Annotated in this window: 6 protein-coding genes; 2 read left to right on the top strand and 4 right to left on the bottom strand. The window is 38.4% G+C overall.

Annotation, left to right across the window (positions count from 1 at the left end):
• Positions 1-75 precede the first annotated feature (75 nt).
• Positions 76-3,288, top strand: coding sequence for a SidE phosphodiesterase domain-containing protein (locus HT99x_RS09550; protein ID WP_075067746.1), 3,213 nt, complete (start codon positions 76-78; stop codon positions 3,286-3,288).
• 19 nt (positions 3,289-3,307) lie between these two features.
• Here the strand turns inward: HT99x_RS09550 and HT99x_RS09545 are convergent, their stop codons facing one another.
• The 3 genes from HT99x_RS09545 to mnmA form a co-directional block, all read right to left on the bottom strand.
• Entirely contained in the window at positions 3,308-9,034 is a 5,727-nt protein-coding gene (locus HT99x_RS09545) for a DEAD/DEAH box helicase family protein (RefSeq protein ID WP_259566211.1), read from the bottom strand.
• 207 nt (positions 9,035-9,241) lie between these two features.
• Positions 9,242-10,603: an adenylosuccinate lyase gene (gene purB, locus HT99x_RS09540; RefSeq protein WP_075067461.1), complete on the bottom strand. Its 1,362-nt coding sequence runs from the start codon at positions 10,601-10,603 to the stop codon at positions 9,242-9,244.
• On the bottom strand, positions 10,600-11,730 hold the full coding sequence (gene mnmA / locus HT99x_RS09535; protein ID WP_075067462.1) for a tRNA 2-thiouridine(34) synthase MnmA: 1,131 nt from the start codon (positions 11,728-11,730) through the stop codon (positions 10,600-10,602). The genes purB and mnmA overlap by 4 nt, the downstream gene beginning before the upstream one ends.
• A 132-nt stretch (positions 11,731-11,862) precedes the next feature.
• On the opposite strand from mnmA, the gene icd reads away from it, so the two are divergent.
• The gene (gene icd / locus HT99x_RS09530; RefSeq protein ID WP_075067506.1) at positions 11,863-13,122 is read left to right on the top strand and encodes an NADP-dependent isocitrate dehydrogenase; all 1,260 of its coding nucleotides are present in this window, start codon (positions 11,863-11,865) and stop codon (positions 13,120-13,122) included.
• A gap of 133 nt (positions 13,123-13,255) precedes the next feature.
• Here icd and HT99x_RS09525 read toward each other — a convergent pair whose 3' ends face one another.
• On the bottom strand, positions 13,256-13,510 hold the full coding sequence (locus HT99x_RS09525; protein ID WP_075067463.1) for a cold shock domain-containing protein: 255 nt from the start codon (positions 13,508-13,510) through the stop codon (positions 13,256-13,258).
• Positions 13,511-13,675 lie beyond the last annotated feature (165 nt).

Raw genomic sequence — 13,675 nt, 5'->3', positions numbered from 1 at the left:
GGTACAAAGTTCGTGGAACCTTCTATTTTTTTGCCAGTCTATATTTATGTGTAAGTTTACAGTAAGGTCTGTTTTATGGCAGCATTTTTAAATGAAGAGGCATTTTTAAGTGCCGCCGAGTATGCGCACAAAAACTTTCTCGCTACGCCATACCAAGGTGGATCTGAGGGGCATAAATATTCAGAAAAAGCCATTTGTCTTTTAACGGATGGTAGTATGGTCTATTTGCCTGAACAACTTATGGGTGCCTTAAATATCGATACAGGTGAAATAGATAAGCAGAAAATAGCACAAGCTTTTGGTAGTCCTGTAGCCAAAATAATCCATAGACCAAACCATGAGCTATTACACTCATTAAGACAAGCAGCTCTTATCCCCGCTATCAAAAGTTTTTTAGACCATAATGCCTCCAGTCCCGCTTATCAAGCATTAGATGCTAAACATCTTGAAAGGCTACAGCTGATGATGCTTTTTTGTGTAACGGGGAGAGAAGATGAAACCGGATTTGGGATTAAAAGTGGTGAAGATAGAGATCGTTATTTAAGATATAGAGGAAATTCTGCTCAGAATTTTTTTGAGTATATAAAAAATGAAAGGCCTGACTTGTATGCAGGGGATAAGGAAGCACTATACCATGATGCTTGGGTAGTAGAGCTAATGGGGGCACCCACTATACCGCTTAAAGAGCTAGATAACACCTCTTACGTTATGATACAGAAAATGCAAAAAGATGGGATCCATTTTCCTGATAAAGATACCAATACCTTTCCACAAACTTATTTGGAAATGATGAATATGGCACATGGCCTTGATTTATTAAGGGTATATAGCCCTTTAAGTAGCGGTCATGATAACTCAGCAAAAAATATTGCCGCTCTTATGGGGAAAAATTTAGACTTTTTAAAAGAAAATGGTTCACTGACACAAGACCATATTTTGTCTGCGGTAAGAGATAGTATTGCTATGATGCAATATTCTAGAAGAATGCTGAATGGATCGGGTGAAAAATCTACCACGTTGGTGGAAATGGACCCGCATAAAATTGAAGCACTTTTACAATCAGCCACTTTGCGTGGTGTGGTGGGAAAAGTAGAAGAATTAGGGAAAGAACTAAAAAGATTAGAAGCATTGAAAAGCAGCCTGCAAAATGGCGCAGAAGCGCCTGAAGGAGTAACCATTCCTAAGCTTGCAAAGGAGATAAAGGAGAAAGAAAGCGAATTAGTGAAACTCAGAGATGAAATAACAAATGTGGTGGGAAGAGGGATTTTGCAACAAGGGCATTACGCGTACGATCCTAAGAGATTTGACTATTGTCATTATAAAGATGGCAAAGTAGAAGAAAATAATAGAGACTTTGAAAGAGAAGTGGGTAGTGGTGTAACGATGTTAGCGAAAGTCGTACAGCCCACATTTAGGGGAAAAGCACAAGCGATGAAAGCGAGTGCAACAGTTGCCGCAGTGTCCCCATCACAGCCCCTGCCCCAACCCAAAATGCAGGCACAGATCTTTCCCTCAACCCAGCCTATTGCGGGGAAAGTACCGCCACCCCCACTACAGCCGATGGGAAAGATACCGCCACCACCTATGGGGAAGGCATCTGCTGTGGGATCGTCACCACAGGTAATGAAAGCGCCGACAATGCCAGCGCAACCACCAATGAAACCGCCGACAATGCCAGTACAACCGCTAGTAATGCAATCTTCCCAATCAATTAGCCCTCCAATGCCTATGAGTGAATTACAACTACTCTTTAATGTGCTTTCAAGATATAACATGATAGAAAAAGGATTTGGATGGAAAACGATTGAGGGTGATTGGGAAATTGGACGCTCTGCGCACTCTAAAAATGTTGCTCTAACGAATAATCAATATCACTTTGAGTTGAATAATGGGATTATTATTTGTTTAGACAAAGCCAATGGATATGCACCTCTTAAACCATTGCCTTCTGTTGAATTCCCAAGAGAGCAGATACATAAATTTTTAAATGAAGCAACAAAACCTCCAATACAACCTCAGGTAATGAAACCGGTAATGCCTGTGCATTCTCAACCTATGAAACCGGTAATGCCAGTGCAGCATCAACCCATGAAACCGGTAATGCCAGTGCAGCATCAACCCATGAAACCGGTAATGCCAGTGCAGCATCAACCCATGAAACCGGTAATGCCAGTGCAATCCCCAGTTATGAAACCGGTAATGCCAGTACAACCTCAGCCAGTGCAACTCCAACCAATCCAACCTGTGATTCAGCTTACTTCTGCTCACTATGATCGTCAATTTATTAATACTTTGTATGAACAAAGCGGTAAAACTTATCCATCATCCAATGACGGACAAACAAACTTAAAACAATTAATGATAGATACGTTGCAAACACAAGGTGTTGTGGATCAGAAAATCTTGCAACAAGTTAATGTTGTGGGTGCTGGCGGAAAAAATGGCTATGACGGTTATATCGTAAGTCTTCCTGCTGTCTCTGATCAAGTATTACAAAAAATTGTGCGTGAAGCGGTAGAACGTAAAGAACAGGCAGCTGTACAAGCTGAGAAAAGTCAAGCTGTCACTAATTCAGGATTAGTCGCACAATATCTCAAGAATATAAAACCTTCTGCGGATATTCAAGATAAAGGAGGTAGCGTTTTGATTTCGCATAATGACTTTGCTGCAATAAGAGACGCTGTGGCGCGTAAAAACCCTCAAATGTCTATCCATTTGGAAAGTGTAAAAGCGGGCGCAAACGGCATTGAACTTGATGCAACCAAATGTCAGAATATCTTAAATGCTCAGTTACAACAAATTGAACTCATTCATAAATTCTATGATAAAAATATTGCTAAAAACTATCACGATCTTGAACATAAAAGCGACAATCAAACGTTAAACTTTATGATTAATGAAGTAAGGGATCTTGGAAAATCACTCACAGGAAAAGGTAAAGAGCGAGCACAGCAGCATCAAAATATTCAAGCTCTCATGGATTACTATAAAAAAAATCCACCACAAAATGCGGCAGAAGGATTAAAAGCTGTTAAAAATACGATTGCTTATTTAGATTCTATTCGTCAGGAAATTAGTAAAGAGAGCAATGTTTTTTCATCAAATACCAAAAAGCTGTGCGATAGTTATATTAATCAACTGATTAAGATGAATCCTGAGGCCGATGTGGTGCTAAATAAAAATAATAAAAAAGAAATAGAGGATGCTAGAAAGGCAAGTGAAGATATTATTAATGATGCTAAGCCTACTGTTAAAGACAATAATGAAAAGAAGTCGAAAAAATATTAGTGATGAGACTGTTAGCCCATCACTTTCTTACTGATGCTTTGTGTTCATTAGTACTGTCAGATAAAGTCCAAGGAACAATTTCATCGCCAATAATTTCTTCAATTATTGCCGCAAGCCTTCCTTTGCTTGCTTTAGAACTTTCAAATGCATGCACTAAAGGTATCGATTTGACACCAAAATAAATCATTGTTAGGAAATCAGAATCATCCGCCTCATCTGCTTCGTTATGAGTTGTTAATGCAGACTCCATTTGAAACTTTGGAACAACTTCACTGGTAATCGAAAACTTTCTTTTGAACAACGATGTTCGTTTCATTAATTCATTAAATTTTTTCTCATTTGCAACATCACAGATCTTCCAAGTATTCCCTTTGGCAAAATAGACATTGTTTTGTGCTAAATAATCTGGATTTACTTTTTGTGTAATAGGCTGCGAGGCAAGTAAGGGTTTAACGACTTCAGCTAAGACATCTTTGAAACATAAAACATAACCAACTTTATCCCCATTCAAGCGCATGACTCGGCCAATCATTTGTTCAATATTAGAACGGCTTGCATGCTCTTTCGCTTTTGCATTTTGTGCAATGATGGTCCAACCTAAATCTTTTGCGTTAAAACCGATTCTTAGCATTTTTACTGCCAACAAAACGCCTGGATCATCGTTTTCCAGAAAGGCTTCTAATTCTGCTTTGTGTTTGGTATTTTTACTATGGATGCAAAATGCGGTTATACCCGCTTCTTTGAGAACAGCTAAGGCTTGCTCACAATCGGCAATCGATGGAAGGTAAATAATCCCCTTTGAGTCTTTAAGTTTTTGTTTTTCTCTAAAATTAGGATGATTTTGTGTTTGCAAAATCGTTGGCAATGCAGGAATAAGTATTGCAACATTTTCCTTGGAAAATGACATGCTCAAGCTATCAGCAATGACGGGAGCCAAATATTTTTCTTTAACGCCTTGGGCTCTAGTATAACGGTATGCTGTGATTAAGCGATCCGATTCAGGTGGTGTTGCAGTCGCTCCAATAATTAAAGATCCAGCGCTTAAGTTATTAATCAAATCTTCTACGGTTGAAGGATAATAATGGTATTCATCCAAGAGAATTAAAGGTACGTGAGGTAATTGATAATTCATTTCTTCGACAAATTTTTCTAAACTATCTGAGCAAAAAATAAGAACACTTTTCTGATTATCGATATTATCGTTCATTAAAATGGTTTTAACATGACAACTTTGCTTATGGCTGCATACTTTAATGATCGCTTCTTGTGGGATCTGTAATTCTCTATTTGTGGATGAATTATTTTTATTGAATTCAATGAAATCATTGTAAAATTGATTAACCAATTCAATATGTGGAGTGACAACGATAATATGTTCACCAGCCTTAGCCGTATGATAAGCCATGCGCATTAGTTCACATTGCAAATAAGTTTTTCCAGCACCGGTGGCTAGAATCAAGCGGTTATGATTGTTAGTTACTTTGCTAATGGCTCCCATGGCGGATAATTGGTAATGCCTAAAAACCCCACGCTTAAAGCGAGTTGTTTTAATGAATGATTGATAACGTTGAATAAACTCACCTTCCACATCTTGAGGTTCATTTGATTGTATTGGTAATTGTGTGATCTGATTGGCAAGTGCATGCTTTATCTGTAAATCGGCTTTTTCAATTTCTTTTTTACGTTTCTGATAACGATTTATATTTTCGGAAATAATATCGTTAAGAAGGGAATGCGTCACTTCTACCCATCGGCCTTCATCTAATCCCATTTTCTGCAAGGCTTGGATATCAATGCTGTCAAAAAGACGTGCTCTTGCTCCCGTGTTTGCAAAAGCGTTTTGATTCGATTTTGAGCGTTGTAAAGTGATTAATGCTTTATCAAGTATTTCATAACCTTGGGATTCAAAATTAGCAATAACATAAAATGCTAGTTGCATCCAATAGTCTTCTCCCCAATGGCATTCATTGGCAGCAATGGGAAAAAGGGCAAAAATATTCTTCAAGTTAGGAATTCGTTCTTTTAATGCTTGCATATCGATCATGAACATTTTAGATCCTAATTCACCGGGTTTGGGTGTTTTATTAAAATCGGTTCTGACGGATACACAATAGAGTTTATCTAATTGATTTTTCATTAATTCATAGAAATTGTCCCAACCTGGGTTACGGCAATTGGCTTTAATTTTCTTGATATTGTCGTCGATCATCATAAATGTTAGAAGATTCATATGATGTGCAAATAGAAATAATCCTAATCTTCGTGCGGTTGGTTTGTGCAAATGTTGGTATCGACCATGGGAATCGCTTTGAATAGCTTTAATGACTAATGCGTCGTACCCTTGAGGCAGCTTATTTTCAAAATGTTGATGCTCTTCTTGTGTCAATACTAAGATACAACGGCCCCGAATAGGACGAGGCAGTAATGCTTCTTCTTTGCGGCCTGCTAAGACAAATGTTACCTGTTCATTATCACCTAGTAAACGTTCAGAATAGAATTCTGCATGAAATTCAGGCAAGTTTAAGGAAATCTGGAGCGAATTGGCATCTTCTTTAGATTTGGTTAATAGCTTAAATGGGGTTAATTCATACTCATGCAGGTAAGTGATCGCCGATGCATCATTTTCTATTGTTTGATCGTTTGTCTCAGGTTGGGGTAATGCTGGAAGTACGCCTCCAAGGTATTTGGGATCAATACCAGCACAGGGTGAGACGATGGCTTCGTTCTGGTTGAGTTGAACATCCTCGCTGTCATCTATTTCATCATCCACATCTATTTCTGGCATTTCTTCAATCTGATGATGTTTATTTTTAAGATTTGACAGATCTTCTGAATCATTTTCATGGTCTATAACCATTTCTTTTTCATCATCGCTTGAAAGTTTGGCTTGATCAAATTCAGGAAGACGATTCTCGGAATTGACTATCACATTTTCGACCTCTACTGTTGGGCTTAAAGAAGTTTCGACTTGTTCTAGTCGCCAAGGAAGTGAGGGCGCAATAGGAGTCTGAGCTAAGTCTTCGTTATGCTTTCTTATACTTGAGTCAGCTCCTTTCTCATGTGCTTTTTTATTAGAATCAAGCCTTTGTTTAATATAACCATGCAGTGCTTTATAATCATGTTCTTTGCGAAATTTGTTACGAGAATTCATGAGAGAATCTAGTGTTTTAGAAGCTTCATTACCAAAAGCATCTATAATTGAATCTACTAATCTTTGCGCAACTTGTATATTGCAAAAATTGGTAGCATGATGAAGACAATTATGTCCGCTATGTGTGGTATCTTTTAATCTTCGCTTCCAAGCCTCTCGATCCATATATTTTTCAGAATGTTCGATTATAAGATTAACGTTTTCAACATTTCCTGATTTTAATACATCGGTCAGTAACGTAAACCCATGGCCTGTCTGATTTCTTAAATTAACATCTAGTAATGCGTGAAATGGTGGCCTGGTTAAAACACTCAAAAGGTTTTTTAGAATAGGGGTGAAACCGCCACGTACAGCTTCATGAACCGGCATATACCCTTCAGTTGAAACATTCCCTAGATTTTTGCTTAGTGCTTCTGGAAATTTTTCTAAGAGTTTCAGTATTGCTTCTACATTAGCATTTGATTGAGAGATAATAGTAGATTGCAGTATCCTCAATCCTAACAAAGATTTTGACACCAAGGTCTCTTTTAGCAAAGTTTCTCGACCCTGTTGAGAGTAGACTTCTATTAAGAATTTTACAATATCTTCAAAGGGTAGACCTACTGCGTGACACAACAGATTTCTTCCATCTTCTTTCTTGGCACTTAAAATGATCTCTATTTTTTCAGGGAAACGTTGATTTGTTTCTTCCCATAAGAGGTTAAATAATTCGTTAACTATTTTGGCCGCAAATAATTTATCGTGTTGACCTTTACTAACGTGCATCAAGACCATATTAAAATGAGACCAATTTTTATCTTGACTAAAACTTACCAATTCTTGAGGATTTTTGGCGATTTCCTTCTTTATATTAGATAAGATTTGTTTATATTCTTTTTCGGACTCCGCTTTGCAAGCATCGTTGAAAAGTCTAGGTAATCTGAGTGTTGGGCGAACATAGACTGGCGTTCTTTCTATATTTTGAACTCTGCTGTTATTGAAATAAGGTTTTATTATGTCCATCGCTTTAATCGTTCTTGGGGTAAAGGCCACAGTCATCTCATTCGTCATCTTTCGAAGAATGTTAACAGATTCTTCACCAAAAGCTCGATGAATAGCTTGGACATAAAGTTCAACGAGGAGGGGATTCCCAACAAAGACTGCTAATTGAAGATAATTGGCATCTTTTTCTGTTTGTACTAACAATAATTCCTGCCATTTTTTTTGTGATAAATGTTTTTCACTTAATTTGATATATGCCTCAAGAACTTCAGGGGCATCTGACTTAATGGCATCGTTCATGCAGTAAAAACCGCTATTGATTTTATTAGTGAGATTTTCAGCAAGTATTTTTTCTAATTTCGGGCGTAATAATAAATTTGTGACAAGGGTCATGATAGACTGATTGCCAGTTCGGATAGCGTCTTGTAATATCATATAACCTTTATTCGTTCGATTACTTAAACATCTTGTAAGAAAGTCATCATCTTGTTCATTTAATACATCGATAGCTATTTGCACGATGGTAGGATTTTTAGTATAAATTGCTAATTGTAAAAAATTATCATTTTGTGTATTAGTACATTCAATATTAACTTTGATTAAATCTTCATTTCCTGATTGGTTAAAAAGTTCAATTACTTTTTTAATAATTTCTGGCGAATCGCTAGCAAATGAACATAGTAACGTTGTGAAAGAATCAGCGGTTTTATTCTTTAGTGTCGTTCTAAGAATGTCTTTGTTTTCTGGTCTTAATAAGAGTTTTATCACACTCTCAACTTTTATTAGTGATCCTGAACGTATGGCAACTTGCAATATGCTAAATTTATCATAGGTTAAATTCTGTAAATTACATTTCAATGCGTCTTGATACTCAGATGTCGATAAAATATGGATCATTTCATCAACGTCTTCAGTTGTGCCAGCTTTAATGATCGTGGCTAATATTGAAAAACCTGAAAATGTAATATTTTTTAAATTTTCATTTAAAAAATTTGGATATTGGTTGAGCAATTCATGAATCATTTTAATGATGACACGATTCCCCGTTAAATAAGCTTGCTGTAGTGGTAAAAATCCGTCAAAAGTAGGAGTTGATAGATTATCAAGCAAAATGCTTTCTCTATTTTTTTCAGTTAACAGTGCTATCACTTTACTAACAACATGTTGCGAACCGGATGAGATGGCGCGTTGTAAAATACCAAATTGATCGGGATTTTTTTGTGCCAGAATCGTATTGAATTGCCTTTCGCTGAATGTTGCCTTCATTCTTACAATGAGACAATCAAATAATATTTCACTAATCTGCACTGCTAACTGTTTATCCTCATTGCACAAAATGGGATAAGTCAAAGCGTTATCTAAGAATGTATGACCTGACGTTATTTCTGCAAGATTTTGAGGATAATGACGAATGGTATCTAATAATTCAGGGATTAATCTATTCGCTGAAGTTCTACTGGGTACTATACTGATTTTCTTAATCATATTAAAAATAGCATAGCCACCCTTAGAGCGATTAATTTGCTGCTTGGGTTTCTTGTCTCGCTGATTGCTAGGTTGTCTGTCAGTTTCAGGTAAATAGCGTTTGTGATTTGATGGGCCATTATTTGACATGGTAACCTCAGCATTGAAATGTTCGAATGTCAGGAATGTTACCATACCCGTTTAATGACTAAGGTACCGTTTAGCGTCTAAAAATAGCCGTCTATCTTTTTTTGATAAGATAATTACAAGGATTGATATACACGCTAGATCTGCGTATGAAATACAAAGTCTTCAGGCATGGAACATGAACAGCCCATGCCTGCGATTATTTTAATTTTAAAGATATTTGATTAAACTTTCCGCCAATCCCGTATAGCGACTCGGTGTTAACGTTTTAAGATCTTGTTTAACCTCATTAGGTAAATTGAGGCTATCAATAAACTCTGCTAAACCTTTTGCGTCCACTTTCTTGCCGCGAGTTAATGCTTTCAGTTTTTCATAGGGTTCTTCAATGTGATAACGACGCATCACGGTTTGTAATGCCTCGCCAAGCACTTCCCAGTTGTTGTCTAAATCGGCATCTAGCGCTTGGTTATTCACTTCAAGCTTTTTAAAGCCTTTTTGTAGGGACTTGAAAGCAATCATCATATGGCCAATCGCAACCCCAATGTTACGCAGTACGGTTGAGTCAGAGAGATCGCGCTGCCAACGAGAAATAGGAAGCTTTTCACTAAAATGGGCTAACAACGCATTGGCAATCCCTAAATTGCCTTCTGCATTTTCAAAATCAATCGGATTGACTTTGTGCGGCATGGTGGAGGAGCCAACTTCGTTAGCAATTAATTTTTGTTTAAAGTAACCAATCGAAATATAACCCCAAATATCACGGCTTAAATCAATCAGTAACGTATTTGCGCGCATCAAGCAGTGAAAATATTCGGCAATCGCATCATGGGGTTCAATTTGCGTGGAAAAGGGAAGCCAGGTTAACCCTAACGATTCAACGAAACGTTTACCAAAAACATCCCAGGCGACATCAGGATAAGCCACACTATGTGCATTGAAATTGCCTACGGCACCATTGATTTTACCTAAAACTTCTGTTTGTGCTAATTGAGCAATTTGTCGTTTGAGCCTATAAGCCACATTAGCCATTTCTTTACCCAAGGTGGTCGGTGTTGCACTTTGACCATGGGTACGGCTTAGCATGGGGGTTGCCGCATAGGTTGTGGCAAAGGTGGTGAGTTGGGTTAAAAGTTCATCTAATCGTGGCATTAGAATGCGTTGACGCATTTCCAGCAACATTAAGGCATAAGCTAAATTGTTGATGTCTTCTGAGGTGCAAGCAAAATGCACAAATTCTTGCACTTGCTTTAATTCAGGTAACAGTGAAAATTTTTCTTTAATAAAATATTCCAGTGCTTTGACATCGTGATTGGTCGTTGCTTCAATGGCTTTAATTTTTTGCGCATCTTCGACATTAAATTGGGAGATTAACTGCTCTAAAAATTGATTTGCATCGTATGAAAAAACAGGCACTTCTTTAATGGCAGGCTCATTGGCCAAGGCTTGCAACCAACGGATCTCAACGATAAGACGGTAATAGATTAAACCAAATTCGCTGGCAATGGGTTGTAAGCTTTCGCAAGCCTGATGATAGCGACCATCTAAGGGAGAAATGGCAAGAATAGGGTTCATAATGCTGCTTTTTCCTTTTCCATTAGTTGGGGAGGCTGTAAACCGCCCAAAGAATCAGTTTGGTGAATAATCCCGCCGCCTAGGCAAATATTGTCATGATATAAAACCACCGATTGGCCAGGGGTAACCGCGCGTTGCGGTTCATCGAAAATAACCTCAATCTCACCGGTATGGGTTTGTTTGACGATGCAAGGTTGATCCTGTTGACGATAGCGAATTTTAGCGGTGGCTTTAAATGAGTCGGCACAGGGATTAATTAAATGGACATCTTTAGCCATTAACGAACGGCTAAAATGCCAGGGATGTTCTGTTTCTTGGGTGACATATAAAATATTGCGAGCAACGTCTTTAGCCACCACATACCAGGGCATTTCTTTTGCCCCTTTACGTCCGCCAATAAATAATCCTTGGCGCTGGCCAAGGGTATAGTACATTAATCCATCATGTTGCCCGATGATGGTGCCTTCAGGTGTTTGCATTTCACCTTGGCGGTTTAATAGGTAATCTTGCAAAAAGGTTTTAAATTTGCGCTCGCCAATAAAACAGATCCCGGTGCTGTCTTTTTTACTGTGATTAATTAAATCTGCTGCTTTGGCTAATTCTCTTACCACTGGTTTTTCAAGGTGACCAATGGGGAAAAGGCTTTTGCTAAGCGCATGCTGAGTGATGGTATATAAAAAATAGCTTTGATCTTTATTATTATCCGCGCCCTTCAAGAGTTGTTGCTGCTCAGCTTGGAGGTTTTTTTGCACATAATGCCCTGTGGCAATATAATCGGCACCGAGTTTTAAAGCATGCTCTAAGAAGGCTTTAAATTTAATTTCTTTATTACATAAAATATCGGGATTGGGTGTTCTACCGGCTTTATATTCGCTTAAAAAATCACTAAAAACATTCTCCCAATATTCTTGAGAGAAATTAGCAGTGTGTAAGGGAATATCTATTTTTTTGCAAACCGCACGAACATCAGCAAGATCAGCCTTAGCAGAGCAATATTCGGACGTATCGTCCTCTTCCCAATTTTTCATAAAAAGGCCTTGCACATCATAGCCTTGTTCTTTGAGTAAAAGGGCGCTCACCGCGGAATCAACGCCGCCAGATAAGCCAACGATAATGGTTTTCTTCATAGAGTATTAGTGTGTTAGTCAACTATGTGCAATGAATATGCATTCTAACATATTTTGAAATATTTTGCGGCCAAAACACGCTTTGGGCTACACTAATCGTCTCTACGCAAAAACAATCAGAGGGCATTGATGATGGCTTATCAAAAATTAGTAATCCCCAAAGAAGGCAGCAAGATCCAAGTGAATAAAGACGCTTCATTAAGCGTTCCTGACAACCCTATTATTCCCTTTGTTGAAGGTGATGGTATTGGGGTTGATATTACCCCCGTGATGCGAAAAGTGGTCGATGCCGCTGTGATGAAAGCGTATCAACGTGAACGTAACATTGCTTGGATGGAAATTTATGCGGGTGAAAAAGCTACCCAAGTCTATGGCCAAGATCAATGGTTGCCCGATGAAACTTTAACCGCAATGAATGAATTCGCGGTTTCAATTAAAGGACCTTTAACAACCCCAGTGGGTGGTGGTATTCGCTCTTTGAATGTGGCGATACGGCAGAAATTGGATTTGTATGTATGCTTACGCCCGGTACGTTATTTTAAAGGCACACCAAGCCCTGTAAAGCATCCTGAACGAACCGATATGGTTATCTTTCGTGAAAACTCCGAAGACATTTATGCAGGCATTGAGTGGAAAGCCGATTCTGTGCAAGCAAAACAATTAATCGCCTATTTACGTGATACCATGGATGTGCAGCAAATTCGTTTCCCAGAGCATTGTGGTATTGGGATTAAGCCTGTTTCTGAAGAGGGTACTAAACGCTTAGTTCGTCGCGCTTTTCAATATGCCATCGATAATGACAAACCTTCTGTAACCTTGGTTCACAAAGGTAACATTATGAAATTTACGGAAGGGGCATTTAAAGATTGGGGCTATGAACTGGCTAAAACCGAGTTTGGTGGAAAACCTTATGAAGGTGGACCTTGGCAAACGATTAAAAACCCTAAAACAGGCAAAGACATCATTATCAAAGATGTGATTGCAGATGCTTTTTTACAACAAATTCTGCTCAGGCCCGAAGACTATAGCGTGATAGCGACATTGAATCTTAATGGTGATTATATTTCTGACGCTTTAGCGGCACAAGTGGGGGGTATTGGGATTGCGCCTGGAGCGAATATCAGTGATAAGGTTGCCGTTTTTGAAGCAACCCATGGCACTGCACCCAAATATGCAGGCCAAGATAAAGTGAATCCAGGTTCATTAATTTTGTCGGCTGAAATGATGCTGCGCCACATGGGGTGGTTTGAAGCTGCCGATTTGATTATTCATGGTATGGAAGGTGCGATTGCAGCTAAGCAAGTCACTTATGATTTTGGACGTCTAATGCAAGATGCAAAAACGATTAGCTGTTCAGCTTTTGGTGATGAAATCATTCGGCATATGAATTAGGGGTTTAGATGTGGCGGATTTGATCCGCCTCTATACTCACAGCAGTTGATTTTAGGTTGTTAGCCTTAGGCTACAACACCTAAAATTCAACTGCGAAGAGTATATTCCATTTAGGAGAAAATGGTTAATAGCGTTAAGCTTCAGCGATATCCATTTGATGTAACCTCGAGGGATCCACTTCAGCTCCGACTGCGCGGATATCTGATGCATGTAACCCTTTAGGCCCTTCATTCACTTCATAGGCTACTGCTTGCCCAGCTTTTAGGCATTTGTAACCTTCCATGACAATGGCAGAGAAATGTGCAAATACATCCTGTCCACCACCTTCAGGGCAAATAAATCCATAACCTTTTGCACTATTAAACCACTTTACTATCCCAGTTGGCATACTCAAAATCCTTTTTTAACCAAGTGAACTTCTTAAAATACAACCTTAGATACTAAACTAAAAATTAGCCTAGCAGCTCTCCTTCTCGCAATAGATAAGGAGAACCATAACTGTTGTACATAAACGGTTATTCAGTCAAGACTTATAAATACTTTAGGTATAGTT

The organism is Candidatus Berkiella aquae, from assembly GCF_001431295.2.
Taxonomy (GTDB): Bacteria; Pseudomonadota; Gammaproteobacteria; order Berkiellales; family Berkiellaceae; genus Berkiella; species Berkiella aquae.
The sequence above is the reverse complement of the archived record's forward strand: the minus strand, read 5'-3'. Positions and strand labels throughout refer to the sequence as shown.

Coding starts and splice junctions, on each gene's coding strand:
- HT99x_RS09550 (WP_075067746.1), top strand. CDS start 76: ATGGCAGCATTTTTAAATGAAGAGGCATTTTTAAGTGCCGCCGAGTAT.
- HT99x_RS09545 (WP_259566211.1), bottom strand. CDS start 9,034: ATGTCAAATAATGGCCCATCAAATCACAAACGCTATTTACCTGAAACT.
- purB (WP_075067461.1), bottom strand. CDS start 10,603: ATGAACCCTATTCTTGCCATTTCTCCCTTAGATGGTCGCTATCATCAG.
- mnmA (WP_075067462.1), bottom strand. CDS start 11,730: ATGAAGAAAACCATTATCGTTGGCTTATCTGGCGGCGTTGATTCCGCG.
- icd (WP_075067506.1), top strand. CDS start 11,863: ATGGCTTATCAAAAATTAGTAATCCCCAAAGAAGGCAGCAAGATCCAA.
- HT99x_RS09525 (WP_075067463.1), bottom strand. CDS start 13,510: ATGCCAACTGGGATAGTAAAGTGGTTTAATAGTGCAAAAGGTTATGGA.